The organism is Micrococcus sp. PSi08 (assembly GCF_054960655.1).
In genome coordinates this window covers 61,974-81,214 of the sequence record NZ_JBHNYP010000005.1, presented here as the reverse complement: position 1 = coordinate 81,214, position 19,241 = coordinate 61,974, and the positions used below count along the sequence as shown (strand labels likewise).

Here is a 19,241-nt window from a genome sequence, read left to right as displayed (position 1 = left end):
CCCCATCCTGTCGTGTCCGCCGCTCCGGGTAGCGTGAGGCGCGTGACTTGGCATGAGAGCATCCGCGCCGGCTTCGACCTCGAGACCACCGGACGTGATCCGCGCACCGCGCTGATCGTGACCGCCACCCTGGTGATGGTGGACGAGCAGGGCCGCGCCGCGTCGTCGGCCGAGTGGCTCGTGGACCCGGGCGTGCCCATCCCGGCCGAGGCGGCCGAGGTCCACGGCGTCACCACGGAGCGGGCGCAGGCGGAGGGCATGCCCGCCGCGCAGGGTGTCACGGAGATCACCGAGACCCTGCGGGACCTGTTCGCCGCGGGCATCCCCGTGGTGGCGTTCAACGGCGTGTACGACTTCACGGTGATGGACCGGGAGGCGCGCCGCCACGGGCTGACGCCGCTCGAGGCCCGCCCCGTGATCGACCCGTTCGTGCTGGACAAGCAGGTGGACCGGTTCCGCAAGGGCAAGCGCACGCTCTCCGCGGTGTCCGAGCACTACGGGGTGACCCTGGAGAACGCGCACACCTCCGCGGCGGACGCCCTCGCCGCCGTCCAGGTGGCCGACGCCCTGGCCGCCCGGTACGAGCAGCTGCGCGTCGCGCCGGCGGACCTGCACGAGCGGCAGGTCCGCTGGAAGGCCGAGCAGGCGCAGAGCTTCGAGCAGTACCTGCGACGCAAGGACCCGCAGGCCACCGTCTCGCGCCACTGGCCGGTCGAGGCCGAGCGCTGAGCGCCCGGCCCCGACCCGCACCCGGGTCTCAGCCCTGGGGCGTCGCCGCCGCGGCCGCCTTCGCCGCGGCCGGCAGCGCGTCGAGCACCCGGGTGACCGCCGCGTCGTCGTGGGCGGCGGAGACGAACCAGGCCTCGAACACGGACGGCGGCAGGTACACGCCGGAGGCCAGCATCGACTGGAAGAACGGGGCGTAGCGGAAGACCTCCTGGCCCTGGGCGTCCCGGTAGTCCCGCACGCCGGTGCCGGAGGTGCCGAACGCCAGGGAGAACAGGGTGCCGGCCCGCTGGATCGAGTGGTCCACGCCCTCGGCGTCGAGCGCGGCCACGAGGCCCTCGCGCACGGCGTCCGAGGCGCGCGTCACGGCCGCGTAGACGGCCTCGTCGGCGCGGGAGAGCGTGGCGTGGCCGGCGGCCATGGCCACCGGATTCCCGGAGAGGGTGCCGGCCTGGTACACGGGGCCGAGCGGGGCCAGGTGGTCCATGATCTCGGCGGAGCCGCCCAGGGCGGCCGCGGGCATGCCGCCGCCGATCACCTTGCCGAAGCACCAGATGTCCGGGGTCCAGCCCTCGGGCTGTCCGGACAGGCCCCAGCCGCCCGTGGCGGTGGCGCGGAAGCCGGTGAGCACCTCGTCCCAGATCAGCAGCGCGCCGTGGCGGCGGGTGATCTCGCGCAGGAACGCGTTGAAGCCCTCGGCGGGCTCCACGACGCCCATGTTGCAGGGCACGGCCTCCGTGATGAGCGCGGCGATGCGCTCGCCGTGCTCGGCGAACACGGCCTCGACGGCGGCGCGGTCGTTGTAGTCCACCACGAGGGTCTCGGAGGCGGCGGCCTCGGTGACGCCCGCGGAGCCGGGCAGGGCGGCGGTCGCCACGCCCGAGCCGGCCGCGGCCAGCAGGCCGTCCGAGTGGCCGTGGTAGCAGCCGGCGAACTTCACGATCAGGTTGCGGCCGGTCACGCCGCGGGCCAGGCGCAGGGCCGTCATGGTGGCCTCGGTGCCGGTGGACACGAAGCGCACGCGCTCGACCGGGACCTTGGAGGCGATCAGCTCGGCCAGCGCGGTCTCCTCCAGCGTGGAGGTGCCGAAGCCGAGGCCGCGGTCCACGGCGGCGTGCACGGCCTCGACGACCTCGGGGTGCTGGTGGCCCAGCAGCATGGGGCCCCACGAGCAGACCAGGTCCACGTACTCGTTGCCCTCGACGTCGGTCAGGTACGGGCCGCGTGCGCCGGCCATGAACCGGGGCGTGCCGCCCACCGAGCCGAAGGCGCGCACGGGTGAGTCGACGCCGCCGGGGATGACGGCCTGGGCCGCGGCGAAGGCGGCGGCGTTGGTGGTCGGCTGGGACGCGGTCACAGGGACCCCTCCTTCATCCAGCGGCCGAGCTCGGCCGCCCAGTAGGTGAGCACGGAGTCGGCGCCGGCGCGCCGGATGGAGAGCACGGACTCGACGATCGAGGCCTTCCGGTCGATCCAGCCGTGCGCGGCGGCGGCCTCGATCATCGCGTACTCCCCCGAGATCTGGTACGCGGAGACGGGCACGTCCGCCATGTCCGCCACGTCGCGCACGATGTCCAGGTAGCTCATCGCGGGCTTGACCATCACCATGTCCGCGCCCTCCTCGAGGTCGAGGGCGACCTCGAGCAGGGCCTCGCTCCGGTTGGCGGCGTCCATCTGGTAGGTCTTGCGGTCGCCCGTGAGCTGGGAGTCGACGGCGTCGCGGAACGGCCCGTAGAACGCCGAGGAGTACTTCGCGGCGTAGGCGAGGATCGCGGTCTCGTGGTGGCCGGCGCCCTCGAGGGCCTCCCGGATCACGCGGACCTGGCCGTCCATCATCCCGGAGGGGCCGAGCACGTCCGCACCGGCCTCGGCCTGCGCGACGCCCATCCGGGCGTAGATCTCCAGCGTCGCGTCGTTGTCCACGGTGCCCTCGGCGGTGAGCACGCCGCAGTGGCCGTGGTCGGTGAACTCGTCCAGGCACAGGTCGGACATCACGACGAGCCCGTCCCCCACCTCCGCCTTCACGTCCCGGATGGCCCGGTTCAGGACGCCGTCCGGGTCCAGGGCGGCGCTGCCGACGGCGTCGCGCGTGGTCGGCACGCCGAACAGCATGATGCCGCCCAGGCCCAGCTCGGCGGCCTCGGCCGCGGCGGCCTTGAGCGAGTCCGCGGTGTGCTGCACGACGCCCGGCATCGAGGCGATCGGCACGGGCTCGGCGGCGCCCTCCTTGATGAAGGCCGGCAGGATCAGCTCGGCGGGGTGCAGGCGCGTCTCAGCGACGAGGCGGCGCATCGCGGCGGACCGGCGCAGACGCCGGGGACGGTGCAGCGGGAAGGACATGACGGGGTCACACGCTCCTGGTTCGGGGACCCGTCCAGTCTAGGCGCGGAGGCTGACCGCGCGCCGGGTACAGTCATGGCGCCCCGTCCGCCGTCGAGAGGCCCGTGATGCCCCCGCGCCTGCGCCCCGGTCAGACCCTGCTGCTGGCCTCGCTCGTCTTCGGCCTGTTCTTCGGCGCGGGCAACCTGATCTTCCCCGCCGGCCTGGGCCGGGATGCGGGCGCCGCGGTCACGCCGGCCACGCTCGGCTTCCTCGTCACGGCGGTGGGGCTGCCGGTCCTGGGCATCGTCGCCTCGGCGGTGACGGGGGCGAGCTCGGTCCGTGAGATGACGGCGCCCGTCTCCCGGCGCTTCGCCGTGGCGTTCACGTGCCTGCTGTACCTGACGATCGGCCCCCTCTTCGCCATCCCCCGCACCGCCACGGTGTCCTATGAGATCGGTGTCGCGCCCCTGGCGGGCGACGGCGGCCTGCGGCTGCTCGGCTTCACGGCGGCGTTCTTCGCGGTCGCCGCGGTCGCGGCGTTCCGTCCGGGCCGGCTCATGGAGTGGGTGGGGCGGTACCTGACCCCGGCGTTCCTGGTCCTGCTCGGCGCCCTGGTGGCGGCCGCCGTCGTGGCCCCGATGAGCACGGGCGCCCTGCCCTCGCCGACCCCTGCCTACGCCGACGGGGCGCTCGTGCGGGGCCTGCTGGACGGCTACGCCACGATGGACGCGCTCGCCTCGCTCGCCTTCGCGGTCGTGATCGTCGACGCCGCCCGGCGCCTGGGCGTGACGGGTCCGCGCCGCATGGCGGCGGAGCTGGGCAAGGCGGGGTTGCTCGGCGGCGCGGCGATGGCCGTGGTCTACGCCTCGCTGGCGTACGTCGGCGCCACGAGCCACGGCGCGTTCGCACAGGCCGCGAACGGCGGCGACGTCCTCGCCCGCACCGCGAGCCACTTCTTCGGCACGGCGGGCGCGTACCTCATCGCGGCCATCGTCTTCGTCGCGTGCCTGAAGACCTGCATCGGACTGATCGTGGCGTGCGCCGAGATGTTCGCGGAGATGTTCCCCGGGTCCTACCGGCTGTGGGCGGGCCTCTTCCTCGTGGTGTCCTTCGCGCTCGCCAACCTGGGCCTGGAGGCGATCATCGCCTGGTCCGTCCCGGTGCTGATGTTCCTCTACCCGATCGCCGTCGTCGTCATCCTGCTCGGCCTCGCCTGGGCCTGGGTGCGGGACCGCCCGGCGGTGGCCCGCTGGGTGGTCGCCTGCACGGGGCTCGCCGCCTTCTTCGACCTGCTGGGCGCCCTGCCGGAGGCGCTCGCGACGACGCCGCCCGTCACCGCCCTGACGGGCCTGGCCGGCCGGGTGCTGCCCGGCTACGCGGTCGGCTTCGGCTGGGTGGTCCCGGCGCTCGTCGGGCTGGTCGTCGGCACGCTGGCCGCCGCCTCGCGGCCCCGCCCGCGCCGGGGCGAGCGGGAGGCGACCCCGGTCGCCGCCGGCCACGGGCGCACCGCCGCCGACTAGGGTGGGACACATGCCCGAACCCACCCCCGCATCCCTGCGCATCGCCGTCCTGATGGACAGCGACAACGTCTCCCCCAAGTTCGCCCCCCTGATCCTCGAGGAGCTCGCCACCTACGGCACCCCCACGATCAAGCGCGCGTACGGCGACTGGACCACGACCAACCTCAACGGCTGGAAGAAGGCGCTGAACCACCACGCGATCCAGCCGGTCCAGCAGTTCGCCTACACCGTGGGCAAGAACTCCTCGGACTCCGCGCTCATCATCGACGCGATGGACCTGCTCTGGATGGGCAACGTGGACGCGTTCGCCCTCGTCTCCTCCGACTCCGACTTCACGCGCCTGGCCACCCGCCTGCGCGAGGGCGGCAAGCGCGTGATCGGCCTGGGCGCCCGCAAGACCCCCGCCTCCCTGCGCAACGCCGTGGACCAGTTCATCTACCTCGAGCTGCTCGGCACCGCCACGGACCACGACGTCGACGACGACGAGACCGGTGAGGACACCCCCGCCAAGGAGGAGAACGCCAAGGCGTCCGAGGGCTCCGGCCGCTCGGGGTCCCGCCGCGGCGGTCGAGGCCGCGGCCGCGGGTCCAAGACCACCGACGCCGCCGACACCCCCGAGGCCACGGACGCGGACGCCGAGGCCACGGACGCGGACGCCGAGGCCCCCGCTGCCGCCGAGGCCCCCGCCGCCGACGAGGCGCCCGCCGGGGACGCCGCCGCCGGCAAGGACGGGAAGGCCCCAGAGGCGAAGTCCGGGGCCGGCCGTCGGGGCCGCCGTGCGCCGTCGTCGGACGTCACCGAGGACCCGACCCCGCCCGAGGTGCCGGTCGAGGCCGAGCCCGAGCACGACGAGGCCGACGCCGCCCCGCGCATCGACCTGCAGGCCGCGCTCACCAAGGCCGTCAACGCCACGAGCACCGACGACGGCTGGGCCACGCTGTCCCTGATCGGCCAGCACCTGAGCCGCACCCACGTGGACTTCGACCCGCGCGACTTCGGGCACTCCAAGCTCTCCACCCTCGTGGAGGACCAGCCGTACCTGCGCACCCGCACCGAGGGCCGGACCATGGAGGTCTCGCTGGTCCGCCGCCGCAGCCGCCGCGCCGAGGGCTGAGCGGCACGGCCCGTCGTCCCCCGCGGCCGGCGGGCCGGTCCACCGGCCGTTCACCCGCCGGCCACCCGCCCACCACGCCCGCCCGGTAGGCTCCCCGCCATGGGGAACACTCTGGGCTTCCTGCGCGGCGTCGACCGCCTGCACGCCTTCTACACGGAGAACGTGCGCATGCTCGCGCACGCGTACGACCTGACGGACGAGGAGGCCTCGGAGCTGCTCGCCAACACGGGCTTCACCAACGTCTCGGTCGCCATCCTGCGCGGCCCGCGGGTGGACATCATGGCCGCCGCCACCGGCGTGCCGCAGGACGAGAGGCACGACGCCGGCCCGGCGCCGTCGGAGGACGACGCGACCGACCCGGACGGCGACCGCCCCGCCTGAGCCTCGCCTCGAGCGCGGCCGGGCGGCTCAGGCCGCACCGCGCAGCACGGCCAGCACTCCGGCCGCGTCCGGCGTGGGGGCCGTCCCGAGCAGGGGCAGACCCCGCCGCGCGCACGTGTCACGGGTCGGCGCGCCGATCGCCACGAGCCGCACCCGCTCCCCCACCAGTGGCGTCAGACCCGCGGCCACGAACTCCTCCGCCGCGGAGGAGCTGGTGAGCACCACGGCGGTCCCCGCCGCGACCGCGGCCAGCCGCGCGGGCGTCACGACGTCCCCCCGGTCCTCGTCCGCCGCCCCGTCGAGCAGTCGCCTGCCGGCCTGCGCCGGATACGGCACCGTCCGGTAGGCGAGCCCGGTCCGCACGTCCCAGCCCGCCGCGCGCAGGCCGTCGGCGAGGCGGGGCCGGGCCCGATCGGACTGGGGCAGCCACGCGCGGGCGCCGCGGGGATGCAGGGCGGCGAGTCCGGCGATCAGGCCCTCGGCGGAGCGGTCCTCCGGCGGCAGCCACGGCGCCGCGTCGCAGCCCGCCTCGGTCAGCACCCGTGCCGTTCCCGGTCCGGTGGCCGCGATCCGCGCGCCCGCCGGGACATGGCCGTCCCAGCCGACGGCCCTGAGCGCGCGCACGGTGTTGGGGCTCGTCAGCACGAGCCAGCGGGACCCTTCCGAGCGCACCGGCCCGGCCGCATCGCCGTCGGCCCCCGCCCAGTCCGCGAGCAGCGCGCGCAGGGGGCCGTCGTCGTCGGGCAGCGCGAAGTCGGTCAGCGGCAGGAAGCCGACCCGCAGCCGCCGCCCCGCCACCTCGGCGCCGGCGAGACCGGCCTCCAGGTCGCCGGCCTGGGCCGGCTGGCGGGTGAGCAGGACGCGCATCTCAGGCCGGGTCGTCGGGCCGCGGGGCGCCGTCGCCCCGGTCCACCCCGCGCACCGTGCCGGGCAGCAGGTCGGCGCCCTCGGCCACGAACTGCTCGGCCACGTGCACGCCGAGTGCCTCCGCGGCCACGAACAGGGTGTCCTCGAGCCACTCGTCGGCGGCCGCCGGGTCGCCGACCACGTCGGCCGGCACCGGGTCGAGCTGCACGGACGAGGTCCGGCGCAGCACGCGCGAGCCGTCGAGGGCGGCCACCATCGCGGTCATCTCGATGCGCGGCGCGCCGGCCTCGCCGTCGCTCACGCGGGCCACGGCCCCGATCGGCGCGGCGCAGCCGGCCTCGAGGCGGCGCAGCAGGGCCCGCTCGGCGGTGACCGCCACGTGGGTGTCCCGATCGTCGACCAGCTCGAGGGCGGCGTGCAGCCTCCCGACCGGCGCCTCGGGGTCCAGGAGCGCCCGACCGAGGAAGGACTCGTCCTCGGCCCGGATCTCCACGGCCAGGGCGCCCTGCCCGGGGGCGGGCACCATGACCTCCGGGTCGATCCGCTCGGTGATCACGTGGTCCAGGCCGAGCCGGTCGAGCCCGGCACAGGCCAGGATCACGGCGTCGAGGTCACCGCGGGGCGAACCCGCGGCGGCCGGGGCGTGATCGTCGTGCTGCTCCAGCCCGGGCACGCGGGCCAGGCGGGTCTGCACGTTGCCGCGGATGTCCACCAGCTCCAGATCCGGGCGCAGCGCCTTGAGCTGGGCCACGCGGCGCGGCGAGCCCGTGCCCACCCGGGCGCCCTCGGGCAGGGTCGCCAGGGTGAGGCCGTCGCGGGCGCACAGGGCGTCCCGCAGGTCGGCCCGGGCCGGCACCGCGGCGATCTCGAGGGTCTCCGGCTGGGCGGCCGGCAGGTCCTTGAGCGAGTGCACGGCCGCGTCCACGACGCCGTCGAGCACGGCGGCCCGCAGCGCCGAGGCGAACACGCCGGTGCCGCCCAGCGAGGCCAGCGAGCCGGTGGTGACGTCGCCCTCGGTGCGGATCACCACCAGCTCGTGGGCCAGGCCGGAGCGCTCCGTGAGCGTCTCGGCCACGTGGGTGGTCTGCGTGGTCGCCAGGGCGGAGCCCCGGGTGCCGATGCGCAGGGGGGTCACGGTCTCAGGCCTCCTCGGCGGGGGCCGCGGCGCCCGCCTCGTGCTCGGCCAGCCCGCGCACGGCGGCGTCGACAGCGGACGTCGTCGGCCGCGTCGAGCCGTCCCGCATCACCTTGACGCAGCAGTCCGGCCGGCACACGTCGTACCACGCCGGGAAGCAGCCGACCGCGGCGCGACCCTCGCGCCGGCCCAGCCGCTCCTCCACGATGTCCACGAGCCCGGCCACGAACCGCGGGTCGGTGCCCGGGGTGGGGCTGCGACGGAACCCCACGCCCAGCCCCTCGGCGGTCTCCTTGGCCTCGGTGTCGAGGTCCCAGACCACCTCCATGTGGTCCGAGACGAAGCCCAGCGGCACGACGACGAAGCCCGCCACGGCGCGCCCCTGCGCGTCCGTCTCGGCGCCCTCGCCCGCGAGGTGCTCCATCGCGTCGTTGATGTCCGGCTCGAGCCACGGCACCGAGGGCGGGCCGGAGCGCGACTGGTACACGAGCGACCACGGCACGTCCGCGGCCTCGGGCACGCCGGCGAGGATCTCGCGGGCCACATCGAGGTGCTGCGCCGAGTACACGTCCGCACCCTCATCGCCCGGCTCCGCCCCCGCCTGCGCGCGCAGGTCGGCGGCGAGGCCGCGCGGGCCGGCGGCGGCGGCGTCGGAGGTGGGGATCGAGTGGGTCGCGAAGAGCACGTGGATCCGCGCGTCGTCCCCCAGCTCCGCGCGCAGCGAGGCCAGGTCCGCGCGCAGGCCGTCCCGGAACGGCTCGATGAAGCCGGGGTGGTTGAAGTACTGGCGCGTCTTGTCCAGGTCCACCTTCCCGGTCAGGCCGGTCTGCTCCAGGGCCATGCCCATGTCCTCGCGGTACTGGCGGCACGAGGAGTAGCAGGAGTACGCGGATGTGGTGACCGTCAGGATGCGGCGGTGCCCGTCGGCGTGCATCCGCGCGAGGGTGTCCGGGAAGTAGGGCTCCCAGTTGCGGTTGCCCCAGTACACGGGCAGGTCCAGGCCGCGGGCGGCCAGCTCGGCCTCGATGGCCGCCTTCAGCGCGCGGTTCTGCGCGTTGATGGGGCTGACGCCGCCGTTGGCGCGGTAGTGGGTGGCGACCTCCTCGAGGCGCTCGTCCGGGATGCCGCGCCCGCGCGTGACGTTGCGCAGGAACGGGATCACGTCGTCCTGGCCCTCGGGCCCGCCGAAGGAGGCGAGCAGCAGGGCGTCGTAGTCCTTGGGGGCCATCACGCCGTACACGTCGTAGTCGACGCCGGCGGCGGCCTTCTCGGGCGTCCGGAGGGCCGGGGCGACGCCGGCGTCCGGGCCGGTGTGGACGGGCGCGTCGGCGCGGGGCTCGGGGGCGGCGGTCATCAGGCCAGCACCTCCGCGATCTCGGCGGTCTCCAGACGGCGTCCGGTGTAGAACGGCACCTCGCTGCGCACGTGCAGGCGGGTCTCGTTGTTGCGCAGGTGGCGCATCATGTCCACCAGGTCCGTCAGCTCGTCCGCCTCGAGGCCCAGCAGCCACTCCCAGTCGTTCAGGCCGAACGCGCTGGTGGTGTTCGCCCACACCTGCGGGAAGTCCTGGCCGAGCTGGCCGTGCTCGCGGAGCATGCGGGCCCGCTCCTTCGGGTCCAGCAGGTACCAGTCGTACGAGCGCACGAACGGGTAGAAGCACAGCCACTTCAGGGCCTTGCGGCCCATGGCGAAGGCGGGGACGTGGTCCTTGTTGAACTCGGCCATGCGATCGGCGCCCATGGCCGAGAGCACCATCGTGGTGCCCTCGAGCAGACGGGTGCGGCGCAGCTCGCGGATGGCGGCCTGCAGGTCCTCGGGCACCTGGCCGTACATCCACACCATGACGTCGCCGGCCTCGCGCATGCCCGAGACGTCGTAGACGCCGCGCACGGTCACGCCGGTCTGGGCCACCCGCGCGACGGCCTCGTCGAACTCCTTGGCGGCCTTCTTCGCGTCGCGGCCCTCCAGTCCCAGCCAGCCTGGCTCGCCCTGCGGGCGGGCGAACACGGTGTAGGTGGTGAACCAGTCCTTGCCGGCTTCGGCAGGGGTGGTGGTGCTGTCCTTGGTCATGGTCCTCTTCCTTGGGATCCGATTGCGTCAGGGGTGGTCTGGGGGCGAGGTCAGCCGGCGGGCGGTGCGTCGGCGCCGAGGGTGCGGTCCACGCCGGCGACGACGGCGGCCAGCCCGGTGCCGTGCACCCAGCTGCCCACGAGGTCGAGGCCGGGCACGTCCCGTGCCCAGTCGATCAGCGTGTCCGCCTTCGCGCGGTCGGGGCCGGCCTGCGGCGGGATGGAGCGGCGCCAGCGGGTGACGGTGCGGGCGACGACGTCCTCCTCCGCCAGCGGCACCCCGGTGAGAGTCGCCGTGTCCACGAGCGCCTGCGCGAGCAGCTCCTCGTCCGCGCTGCGGTGGCCCAGGGCCTCGGGCCCGCCGCCCTGGCGGCCGTAGGACAGGCGCAGCACGTGGCGGTGGGGGTGACGGGCGACGCCGTCCTCCTGCGGCCGCGCGACGACCTCGCGCAGCCACGCCCACTTGGCGGTGGCGTGGGTCAGGGCCTTGGCGGCCACGTCCGTCCCGGCGCCGACCAGCACTCCGGTGCCGCGTGGCGCGTCGTCCAGGCCCGCGGCCTCGACGACGAGCGTGGCCAGCGCGATGCCCTCGGCGAGGGCGGGGCCGGCGTCGGGGTCCAGGGCCTCGGCCGAGAGCGGGGCCAGCAGGTCCCAGGCGGTGACGCCGTCCACGGCCAGCACGACGCGGTCCACGTCGAGCCCGCGGACGACCTCGTCGTCCCGGTCCGAGATCTGGGCCCACCAGCCGCCGGTGGCGGGCACGCGGGACAGGGCGGCCACCCGGACGCCGCGCAGGACGGTGGCCCCGTCCTCACGCAGCGCCTCGACGAGCCGACCGGTGAGGCGGACCATGCCGCCGTCCAGCCCGGCCACGAGCGAGCCGGGTGTCCCGGTGGACCGCAGCGCGGCGACGCCCGCGGCCAGCCCGCCGTGCTCCACGGCGGCGGCGAGCAGGCCGGGGGCCACGCGCGCCAGCTCGACGACCGCGGGGTCGGCCGAGTGGACTCCGGCGACGACGGGGGCCACGAGGCGGTCGAGCACCTCGTCGCCGAGGCGGTCGGCCACGACCTGCGCGACGGTCACCGGTTCACCGGCCGCGAGCGCGGCGGCCCAGCGATCCATGGGGGCCTCGGCGTCCTGCCGGGCGCGCTCCAGGCCGGCCGGCGTGAGGGCGGCGGCGAGGTCCTCGGCGTCGAGGTCGCCGGGGATGCCGACGATGCCGAGACGCGGGGCACGCACGGGGCCGGCGGGACCGTGCAGCCACGAGCCGAGGGGCTCGGGCGCGACGATCTTCTCGCCCAACCCGAGCTCCTCCACGAGCGCGCGCACGGCGGCGCCGCGGACGGCGAACGACTCGGCGCCGCCGTCGAGTTCGAGGGTCTGGGTCTCGGGGGCCCCGGTCTCGCCGTGCGAGGGGACGTCGAGGAAGCGCGGGGAGACCGCGCCCCCGAGCACGGAGGTGGCCTCGGCGAGGGTCACGTCCCAGCCCGCCGTGGACAGTCGGTGGGCCGCGACGAGGCCGGCGATGCCGCCGCCGACCACGAGCGCCGTGCCGCTCATGCGCGCTCCTCCCGCTCGGCGGTCTCGGCCCCCGGTGCCGGGTCCTGGCCCTCCCGCTCCGGCACGGGCAGGGAGTGGATCAGCTCGACCACGCGGGTCAGCACGGCCGCGTCCGTCTCCGGCGGCACGCCGTGGGCGAGGTTGACGACGTGGCCGGGCGCGACGGCGCCGGAGGCGACGACGTCGCGCACGTGGGCCTCGAGGACCTCCCACGGGGCGGCGAGCAGGGCCGGGTCGATGTTGCCCTGCAGGGGCACGGCGCCGCGTCCGTCGGGGCCGGGGTTCGCGCTGAGCCGGCGGTGCGCCTCGGCGAGCGTGAGGCGGTGGTCCACGCCGACGGCGGTCGCGCCCGCGTCACGCATGTGGTGCAGGAACTCTCCGGTGCCCGTGCCGAAGTGCAGGAGCGGGGCGCCGTCGGGGACGCCGGGCCCGGCGAGGTCGGCGACATGGGCGAGGGCCGCCGTCGAGTGCGGCTGCACGTGCTCGAGGTAGTCGTCCGCCGAGAGCGAACCGGCCCACGAGTCGAACAGCTGCGCGGCGGAGGCGCCGGACTCGAGCTGGGCGCGCAGGAACTGCCCTGACACGGTGGCGGCCCAGCCGGCCAGGGCGGCCCAGGTCTCGGGGTCGGCGTGCATCATGCGTCGCGGGCCGAAGTGGTCGCGGGAGGGACGGCCCTCCACCATGTACGCCGCCAGCGTGAAGGGGGCGCCGGCGAAGCCGATCAGGGGGCGCGGGCCCAGCTCGGCGACGGTGGCCGCGACGGCCTCGCGGATGACGTCCAGGGCGGCGTCCTCGAGGACGGGCAGCGCGGCGACGTCGTCGGCGGTGCGGACGGCCTGGCCGAGCACGGGGCCCACGCCGGGCTGGATCTCCACGTCCACGCCCGCCAGGCGCAGGGGGACCACGATGTCCGAGAAGAAGATCGCCGCGTCGACGTCGTGGCGGCGCACCGGCTGCATCGTGATCTCCCGGACCAGGTCCGGCATGAGGCAGGAGTCGAGCATCCCGATCCCCTCGCGCACCTCGCGGTACTCGGGCAGCGAACGGCCGGCCTGCCGCATGAACCACACGGGGTGGCGGTCGGGACGCTGGCCGCGCAGCGCCCGCAGGAGCGGGCTGGCCACGGTCGAGCGTGACGGGTCCTCGGTGCGCAGCGGGTGCTCGGCGGGCAGCGCCGGGACGGCCGCGGGGGTCTCGGGGGTCTGGGACAGGGCGGACATGCCCCCAGTCTCCCACCGGTCGTGTCGCGGTGGCACATCCGCGTCCTCCGTGAGCGCCGTCACACTGGCCGACGGCACCCGGGTCAGGTCCGCCTTCCCGGACGGGCGGGGCGGACGGGGCTAGACTTGGCCCGCTGTGACTGTCTTCTCTCTCGTCGCCTCCCACCAAGACCTGGACCTGGACACGGTCGCCCGCCTCAGCGCCGGCGCGACCGGGGTCGGGCCCGCCCTGCCCGGCAGCGGTGCGGCGGGCGCCGTCGTCCTGGCCACGTGCAACCGCGTGGAGATCTACGCCGAGGCCGACGCGGCCGGCGTCGAGGCCGCCCGCGCGGGGCTGCTGTCCGCCGTCGCCGCCTCCACCTCCCTGCCGGACGAGGACGTGCACACCGCGTTCCGCACGCTCGACGCCGACGCCACGGCCCGTCACCTCTTCGAGGTCGGCGCCGGACTGGACTCCGCCGTGGTGGGCGAGCGCGAGATCGCCGGTCAGGTCCGGCGCGCCCTGACGGCGGCCCAGGAGGCCGGCACCGCCTCGGGCCCGCTCGTCCGCCTCTTCGAGTCCGCCACGCGCACGGCCAAGGACGTCGGCTCCCGCACGGCGCTCGGCGCGGCCGGCCGCTCGGTCGTCTCCGTCGCCCTGGACCTCGCGGAGGAGCTGCGCGGTCTCACCGACGCCGCGGCCCAGCGCGACTTCTGGGCCGGGGCCACCATCCTGCTGATCGGCACCGGCGCCTACGCCGGCACCACGCTCGCGCAGCTGGCGGACCGGGGTGCGACCACCGTCGGCGTGCACTCGGCCTCGGGCCGCGCGGAGCAGTTCGTCGCGGACCGCGGCGGCTGGGCCCTCGCGCTCGGCGGCGAGGCCGTGGCCGGCGCCGTCGCCGAGGCGGACGTGATCATCGGCTCCTCCGGCGGCGAACGCCAGATCAGCCCCGAGCGCCTGCAGGAGCTGCGCGAGGGTGGGCGGCGCCCGCTCACGGTGGTCGATCTGGCCCTCTCGCGCGACTTCGACCCGGCGGTCGCGGACCTGCCGGACGTCGACCTCATCACCCTCGAGTCGGTGCGGCTGGCCGCACCCGAGCAGGCCGAGGTCGCCGTCGCGGAGGCCCGCGCGCTCGTGGACGAGGCCGTCGAGGAGTACCGCGCCGCGCAGCGCGGCCGCAGTGCCGACGCGGCGATCAAGGCCCTGCGCCGCCACACCCTCGGCGTACTCGACCGGGAGCTCGAGCGGGTGCGCGCCCGCCACGGGTGCACGGCGGCCGCCGAGGAGGTGGAGTTCGCCCTGCGCCGCATGGTGAACCAGCTCCTGCACGAGCCCAGCGTGCGCGCCAAGCGGCTCGCCGCCGAGGGTCGGCTCGATCGCTATGAGGACGCCCTCGAGGCGGTCTTCGGGATCGAGGCCCCCGGCCGCCCCGCCCCCGCCGTGGGCACGGTCGAGGCGGTCTGCCCCGCGCACGAGGACGAGGGCGGCGCCGCGCGCATCGCGTGAGCCCGCCCCGCGCCAGGAGGACCCCGTGACCGACCACCCCGCCACCGCGCCCGAGGAGCCCGGGCGAGGCCGTCGTCTGCCCCGGCACGAGCGCCGTCGCCAGCTGCTGGACTGCGCCCGCGCGGTCTTCGCCGCCGAGCGGTACGCGGGGGCCTCCATGGAGCAGATCGCCGAGCGGGCCGAGGTCTCCAAGCCGGTCCTCTACCAGCACTTCCCCAGCAAGCACGAGCTCTTCCTCGAGCTGCTGGACGCCGAGGTCGCGAGCCTGCGCGCGCTCCTCGAGGCGGCGATGGACACCCGCCGGGACAACCGCGAACGGGTGCGGGCCACCGTCGCCGCCGTGTTCGAGTACATGGCCTCCCCCGAGCGGACCCACCGCCTCATCTTCGACTCCGGCATCGACGGGGACCCGGAGGTGCGCACGCGCAGCGAGGCCGTCCACCGGCTGCTCTCCTCCGAGGTCGCGCGCACCATCCGCGCGGACACCACCGTGGCCGAGGCCGAGGCCGACGTGCTCTCCCGCGGACTCGTCGGCTACCTCCTGGGCGCCGCCCGCCACTGGGCGGACCGGCTCGACGCCGACGCGCGCCCCGCCGCGGCCGAGATGGCCCGCACGGTGGACGCGCTCGTCTGGCGCGGGCTCGCCTCGCTGCCCTCCGCGGACGACGCGCCGCGCTGACCCGGCCGTCCGGCCCGTTTCGCCCGCGGGTGAACCTCGGGGGCGCCCGTCCACCCCGCCGAGCGGTCCCGTAGGCTGACGGCGGACCGCACAGGACGCGACGAAGAGAAGAGGTTCCCCATGGAGATCCGCATCGGTGTGCAGCACGTCGGCCGCGAGGTCGTCATCGACAGCGAGCAGTCGGCGGACGAGGTCCGCTCCCTCGTGGACGCCGCCGTCGCCGACGGCACCCCGCTGGTCCTGACGGACGCCAAGGGCCGCCAGGTGGTCGTCCCCGGCGACCGCATCGGCTTCGTGGAGATCGGCGCGAAGAAGTCGGGCCCGCTCGGGTTCGCCGCCTCCTGACCCGCCCCGCACGCCCCGGTGATCCGCCGGGGCGTGCGTCGTCTCGGCCCCCTGCCCAGGAGCATCGCCATGTCCCCTCACGCCCTCGGCCTCCGCGGCCCCGCCGACCCGGCCCTGCTCGAGCGCCTCGCCGCCCTGCGGACGGAGCTCGAGCTGCCGCCGGCCTTCCCCGCCCCCGTCCTGGCCGAGGCGGCCGCGGCCGCGCGTGAGGTGCACGCGGGCCTGGCCGGGAGCCCGGACCACGCGGACCGCACGGCCCTGCCGTTCGTCACCGTGGACCCCGCCGGCGCCACGGACCTGGACCAGGCCCTGCTCCTCACCCCCGCCGACGACGACGGCATCCTGGTCCGCTACGCGATCGCGGACGTGCCCGCCTTCGTGGCACCGGGCGGCGCCGTGGACGCCGAGGCCCGCCGCCGCGGCCAGACCGTCTACCTGCCCGACGGCCGGGTCCCCCTGCACCCGGAGGTGCTGAGCGAGGACGCCGCCTCCCTGCTGCCGGACCGCGAGCGCCCGGCGTTCGTGTGGACGTTCCTGCTGGACGCCGCGGGCGCCGTCGTCGAGACCGGCCTCGAACGCGCCCGCGTCCGCTCCCGGGCGCAGCTGACGTACGGGCAGGTGCAGGCCTTCCTCGACGCTCGGCCGGGGGCGCAGGCGCCGGCGACGCCGCGTCCCGGGGTCACCGACGCGGACCGGGCCGCCGCCGAGGGGTGGCCGGCCGAGGTGCGCGACTCGCTGGCGCTGCTGCCGGAGGTGGGCCGACGGCGGGCCGCGCAGGAGGCCGCCCGCGGCGGCGCCTCCCTGAACCTGCCGGACCAGGAGGTCCTTGTCACCGAGGACGGGGCGCACGAGCTCGTGCACCGGGCGCCGCTGCCGGCGGAGGAGCACAACGCCCAGCTCTCCCTGCTGACCGGCATGGCCGCGGCCGAGCTGATGCTGGCCGCCGGGGTCGGGATCCTGCGCACGATGCCGGCACCGGACGCCGACGCCGTCGCCGCCTTCCGAGAGCGCACGCGCGCCCTGGGCGTCCCGTGGGACGGGGGCCAGGACTACGGCGCCTACCTGCGTTCCCTCGACCCGGCCGACGCACGGCACCTGGCGGTGCTGCATGCGGCGACCGGGCTGTTCCGCGGCGCCGGGTACACGGCCTTCGACGCGCAGGCCGAGGACCCGGCCCTGCGCACGCCGCCGGCCGAACCGGCCCAGGCCGCGCTCGCCGCCCCCTACGCCCACGCCACCGCTCCCCTGCGCCGGCTCGTGGACCGCTTCGTCCTGGCCCTGTGCCACGCCCACGCCTCCGGCGCCCCCGCCCCCGCGTGGGTCCGCAGCGCCCTGCCCGAGCTGCCCGCCCTCATGGCGGACTCGTCGCGCCGGGCCTCGGCCGCGAGCCGGACAGCGGCGGACCTCGTGGAGGCGGCGGCGCTCGAGTCTCGCGTCGGCGCGGAGCTCGAGGGGATCGCGGTGCGCGAGGCGAAGGACGGCACGGAGGTGTGGCTGCTCGACCCGGCCGTGAGCCTGCGGGTGCCGGGCAGCGTCCCGGCGGGCACCCGGGTGCGCGTGCGGATCGAGGGCGTGGACCGCGCCTCGGGTGCGATCACGGCCGCGGGGGTAGACTGGTCGCACAGCTCACGCTGACCCAGGATGACCGGTCGCTCTCTGATCACCCTGACCCGCCGCCCGCGCCCCTGACGCCCGGGACGGCACCATGACCTGCCGGATCCGGCACGGCCCGCCTCGCACGGCGCGCCCGGCCCGGTTCCACGGGGCGCCGCCCGTCGGCCGCTCCGCGTGCTTGCCTCGCGATCGGCTTCCGCTTGAACCGCGCGCACGGCGGAGCCGGGCCTTCCGCCCGCCGTGACGACGCCCGACCAGGAACGCGAGTCGCCATGACCCAGAACTCCGAGCACACCCCCGCCCCCGCCGACGTCGACCCGACGGTCGCGGAGATCGCGGAGGACATCGTCACCGAGGACGCCGCCCCCGTGGCCCCCGAGCAGACCTTCGCCGACTTCGGGGTGCACCCCAAGATCGTCGAGGCCCTGGAGGCCAAGGGCATCGTCCACCCCTTCCCCATCCAGGCCATGACCCTGCCGGTCGCCCTCGGCGGCCACGACATCATCGGCCAGGCCAAGACCGGCACGGGCAAGACCCTCGGCTTCGGCATCCCCGCGCTGCAGCGCGCCATCGGCCCGGGTGAGCCCGGTTGGGGCGGCCTCGAGGCCAAGGGCACCGCGGGCGCCCCGCAGGCCCTGATCGTCGCCCCGACGCGCGAGCTCGCCGTCCAGGTGGCCGGCGATCTCACGGCCGCCGCGGCCCGGCGCCCCCTGCGCATCGCCACCATCTACGGCGGCCGCGCCTACGAGCCGCAGATCGAGGAGCTGCAGCGCGGCGTCGAGATCGTCGTCGGCACTCCCGGCCGCCTCATCGACCTGATGCGCCAGCGCCACCTGCGCCTGGACCTGGTGAACACCGTGGTGCTGGACGAGGCCGACGAGATGCTGGACCTCGGCTTCCTCCCGGACGTCGAGACCCTGCTCGCCGCCGTCCCGGCCGTGCGCCAGACCATGCTGTTCTCGGCCACCATGCCGGGTCCCGTGGTCGCGATGGCGCGCCGTTACATGACGCAGCCCACCCACATCCGCGCGGCGGACCCGGAGGACGAGGGCCTGACGAAGAAGGACATCCGTCAGCTCGTCTACCGCGCCCACCACATGGACAAGGACGAGCTCGTGGCTCGCGCCCTGCAGGCGGAGGGCCGCGGCCGGACCATCATCTTCACGCGCACCAAGCGCACGGCAGCCCGCGTGGCGGACGAGTTGACGGCGCGCGGCTTCGCGGCCGGCGCGCTGCACGGCGACCTCGGCCAGGGCGCCCGTGAGCAGGCGCTGCGCGCGTTCCGCAACGGCAAGGTGGACATCCTCGTGGCCACCGACGTCGCGGCGCGCGGCATCGACGTCGACGACGTCACCCACGTGTTCAACTTCCAGGCGCCGGAGGACGAGAAGACCTACGTGCACCGTGTGGGCCGCACGGGCCGCGCCGGCAACAAGGGCGTGGCGGTGACCCTCGTGGACTGGGAGGACATGCCGCGCTGGTCCCTGATCGACAAGGCGCTCGGCCTCGGCCAGCCCGAGCCGGTGGAGACCTACTCCTCCTCCCCGCACCTGTTCTCCGACCTCGACATCCCGAAGGGCACGAAGGGCCGCCTGCCCCAGGCCAAGCGCGTGCTCGAGGGCCTCGAGGGCGAGACGCTCGAGGACCTGGGCGGACCCGAGGCGAAGCAGCGCGACGGCGGCCGCGGACGGGGTCGCGAGGGCGGCCGGTCCCGTGACGGCGAGCGCGGCGGCCGAGGCCGGGGCGGGCGCTCCGGCGAGGGCCGTGACCGGGCGCGCGGCGGAGGCCGTGGCGAACGGACCGAGCGTTCTCCTCGCGGTCGTGACGAGGCGCGCGCCGAGGGCCGCGGGCGTGGTGAGGCACCCGCCGAGCAGCGCGCCGAGGGCCGGGGCCGTGGTCGCGGCGAGGGCCGCGAGCGCACCGCCTCACGCCCCGAGACCCCCGCGGCCCGGACGCCGGAGCCGGTGGCCGGCGTCGAGCTCACGGAGGCCCGCCGGGCCGAGCGCGCCGAGGCCCGGGCCGAGGCCCGTCGTCGCCGGGGCGGCCGCACCCGCACGCGCCGCAGCAACGGTGAGGTCGTGGACGGCTGACCGTCCCTCCCGGGCCCCGGGAATCTTCTGCGCGAATGACCCTTCTGACCGCCTGCGCGGCGGCTGGAAGGGTCATTCGCGCAACGGATCCTTCCCCGTCGCCCGGGCCG

Annotated in this window: 17 protein-coding genes; 9 read left to right on the top strand and 8 right to left on the bottom strand. The window is 76.0% G+C overall.

Going from position 1 to position 19,241, the window contains the following annotated elements; genetic code table 11:
• Positions 1 to 42: 42 nt before the first annotated feature.
• On the top strand, positions 43 to 729 hold the full coding sequence (locus ACFI33_RS02810; protein ID WP_462623743.1) for an exonuclease domain-containing protein: 687 nt from the start codon (positions 43 to 45) through the stop codon (positions 727 to 729).
• 28 nt (positions 730 to 757) lie between these two features.
• Here ACFI33_RS02810 and hemL read toward each other — a convergent pair whose 3' ends face one another.
• Positions 758 to 2,083 (bottom strand): glutamate-1-semialdehyde 2,1-aminomutase, encoded by a 1,326-nt coding sequence (gene hemL / locus ACFI33_RS02805; RefSeq protein WP_036381097.1) that lies wholly within the window; start codon positions 2,081 to 2,083, stop codon positions 758 to 760.
• Positions 2,080 to 3,066, bottom strand: a complete 987-nt coding sequence (gene hemB, locus ACFI33_RS02800) for a porphobilinogen synthase (RefSeq protein ID WP_036381100.1) — start codon at positions 3,064 to 3,066, stop codon at positions 2,080 to 2,082. Before hemB ends, hemL begins: the two co-directional genes overlap by 4 nt.
• A gap of 107 nt (positions 3,067 to 3,173) precedes the next feature.
• Here hemB and brnQ point away from each other — a divergent pair, with 107 nt between their 5' ends.
• The 3 genes from brnQ to ACFI33_RS02785 all read left to right on the top strand — a co-directional run bounded on the left by brnQ (position 3,174) and on the right by ACFI33_RS02785 (position 6,063).
• Positions 3,174 to 4,568 (top strand): branched-chain amino acid transport system II carrier protein, encoded by a 1,395-nt coding sequence (brnQ, locus tag ACFI33_RS02795; RefSeq protein ID WP_336575032.1) that lies wholly within the window; start codon positions 3,174 to 3,176, stop codon positions 4,566 to 4,568.
• Positions 4,569 to 4,578: 10 nt separating this feature from the next.
• Positions 4,579 to 5,682 (top strand): NYN domain-containing protein, encoded by a 1,104-nt coding sequence (locus ACFI33_RS02790; RefSeq protein ID WP_336575031.1) that lies wholly within the window; start codon positions 4,579 to 4,581, stop codon positions 5,680 to 5,682.
• A gap of 99 nt (positions 5,683 to 5,781) precedes the next feature.
• The gene (locus ACFI33_RS02785) at positions 5,782 to 6,063 is read left to right on the top strand and encodes a hypothetical protein (RefSeq protein WP_336575029.1); all 282 of its coding nucleotides are present in this window, start codon (positions 5,782 to 5,784) and stop codon (positions 6,061 to 6,063) included.
• Between the two features lie 27 nt (positions 6,064 to 6,090).
• Here ACFI33_RS02785 and ACFI33_RS02780 read toward each other — a convergent pair whose 3' ends face one another.
• Genes ACFI33_RS02780 through hemE form a run of 6 tightly spaced genes read right to left on the bottom strand, consistent with a single transcriptional unit; the run spans position 6,091 to position 12,914 of the window.
• On the bottom strand, positions 6,091 to 6,930 hold the full coding sequence (locus ACFI33_RS02780; protein WP_336575028.1) for a uroporphyrinogen-III synthase: 840 nt from the start codon (positions 6,928 to 6,930) through the stop codon (positions 6,091 to 6,093).
• A gap of 1 nt (position 6,931) precedes the next feature.
• Positions 6,932 to 8,065 (bottom strand): hydroxymethylbilane synthase, encoded by a 1,134-nt coding sequence (hemC, locus tag ACFI33_RS02775; RefSeq protein WP_069941431.1) that lies wholly within the window; start codon positions 8,063 to 8,065, stop codon positions 6,932 to 6,934.
• A 4-nt stretch (positions 8,066 to 8,069) separates the two neighbouring features.
• The gene (locus ACFI33_RS02770; protein ID WP_336575026.1) at positions 8,070 to 9,419 is read right to left on the bottom strand and encodes a ferrochelatase; all 1,350 of its coding nucleotides are present in this window, start codon (positions 9,417 to 9,419) and stop codon (positions 8,070 to 8,072) included.
• Positions 9,419 to 10,135 (bottom strand): hydrogen peroxide-dependent heme synthase, encoded by a 717-nt coding sequence (gene hemQ, locus ACFI33_RS02765; protein ID WP_036314319.1) that lies wholly within the window; start codon positions 10,133 to 10,135, stop codon positions 9,419 to 9,421. The genes ACFI33_RS02770 and hemQ overlap by 1 nt, the downstream gene beginning before the upstream one ends.
• A gap of 50 nt (positions 10,136 to 10,185) precedes the next feature.
• Positions 10,186 to 11,694 carry a protoporphyrinogen/coproporphyrinogen oxidase gene (locus ACFI33_RS02760; protein WP_036339238.1) on the bottom strand — a complete coding sequence of 503 codons (1,509 nt, stop codon included), beginning with the start codon at positions 11,692 to 11,694 and terminating at the stop codon, positions 10,186 to 10,188.
• Entirely contained in the window at positions 11,691 to 12,914 is a 1,224-nt protein-coding gene (gene hemE / locus ACFI33_RS02755; RefSeq protein WP_036339235.1) for a uroporphyrinogen decarboxylase, read from the bottom strand. Before hemE ends, ACFI33_RS02760 begins: the two co-directional genes overlap by 4 nt.
• Before the next feature lie 136 nt (positions 12,915 to 13,050).
• Between hemE and ACFI33_RS02750 the strand changes: the two genes are divergently transcribed.
• The 5 genes from ACFI33_RS02750 to ACFI33_RS02730 all read left to right on the top strand — a co-directional run bounded on the left by ACFI33_RS02750 (position 13,051) and on the right by ACFI33_RS02730 (position 19,131).
• A complete protein-coding gene (locus ACFI33_RS02750) occupies positions 13,051 to 14,403 on the top strand; it encodes a glutamyl-tRNA reductase (RefSeq protein WP_336575024.1) in 1,353 nt (450 codons plus the stop codon).
• Between the two features lie 25 nt (positions 14,404 to 14,428).
• Positions 14,429 to 15,082, top strand: coding sequence for a TetR/AcrR family transcriptional regulator (locus ACFI33_RS02745; protein WP_036339229.1), 654 nt, complete (start codon positions 14,429 to 14,431; stop codon positions 15,080 to 15,082).
• A gap of 120 nt (positions 15,083 to 15,202) precedes the next feature.
• A complete protein-coding gene (locus ACFI33_RS02740) occupies positions 15,203 to 15,427 on the top strand; it encodes a DUF3107 domain-containing protein (RefSeq protein ID WP_036339227.1) in 225 nt (74 codons plus the stop codon).
• Between the two features lie 69 nt (positions 15,428 to 15,496).
• The gene (locus ACFI33_RS02735) at positions 15,497 to 17,062 is read left to right on the top strand and encodes an RNB domain-containing ribonuclease (protein ID WP_036339225.1); all 1,566 of its coding nucleotides are present in this window, start codon (positions 15,497 to 15,499) and stop codon (positions 17,060 to 17,062) included.
• Positions 17,063 to 17,313: 251 nt separating this feature from the next.
• Positions 17,314 to 19,131 (top strand): DEAD/DEAH box helicase, encoded by a 1,818-nt coding sequence (locus ACFI33_RS02730; protein WP_336575023.1) that lies wholly within the window; start codon positions 17,314 to 17,316, stop codon positions 19,129 to 19,131.
• Positions 19,132 to 19,241 lie beyond the last annotated feature (110 nt).

Excerpts from the sequence above, each read along its gene's own strand:
- ACFI33_RS02730 (WP_336575023.1), top strand. The coding sequence starts at position 17,314 with ATGACCCAGAACTCCGAGCACACCCCCGCCCCCGCCGACGTCGACCCG.
- hemQ (WP_036314319.1), bottom strand. The coding sequence starts at position 10,135 with ATGACCAAGGACAGCACCACCACCCCTGCCGAAGCCGGCAAGGACTGG.
- ACFI33_RS02780 (WP_336575028.1), bottom strand. The coding sequence starts at position 6,930 with ATGCGCGTCCTGCTCACCCGCCAGCCGGCCCAGGCCGGCGACCTGGAG.
- ACFI33_RS02740 (WP_036339227.1), top strand. The coding sequence starts at position 15,203 with ATGGAGATCCGCATCGGTGTGCAGCACGTCGGCCGCGAGGTCGTCATC.
- ACFI33_RS02785 (WP_336575029.1), top strand. The coding sequence starts at position 5,782 with ATGGGGAACACTCTGGGCTTCCTGCGCGGCGTCGACCGCCTGCACGCC.
- brnQ (WP_336575032.1), top strand. The coding sequence starts at position 3,174 with ATGCCCCCGCGCCTGCGCCCCGGTCAGACCCTGCTGCTGGCCTCGCTC.
- ACFI33_RS02760 (WP_036339238.1), bottom strand. The coding sequence starts at position 11,694 with ATGAGCGGCACGGCGCTCGTGGTCGGCGGCGGCATCGCCGGCCTCGTC.
- hemE (WP_036339235.1), bottom strand. The coding sequence starts at position 12,914 with ATGTCCGCCCTGTCCCAGACCCCCGAGACCCCCGCGGCCGTCCCGGCG.
- ACFI33_RS02790 (WP_336575031.1), top strand. The coding sequence starts at position 4,579 with ATGCCCGAACCCACCCCCGCATCCCTGCGCATCGCCGTCCTGATGGAC.
- ACFI33_RS02735 (WP_036339225.1), top strand. The coding sequence starts at position 15,497 with ATGTCCCCTCACGCCCTCGGCCTCCGCGGCCCCGCCGACCCGGCCCTG.
- ACFI33_RS02770 (WP_336575026.1), bottom strand. The coding sequence starts at position 9,419 with ATGACCGCCGCCCCCGAGCCCCGCGCCGACGCGCCCGTCCACACCGGC.
- hemB (WP_036381100.1), bottom strand. The coding sequence starts at position 3,066 with ATGTCCTTCCCGCTGCACCGTCCCCGGCGTCTGCGCCGGTCCGCCGCG.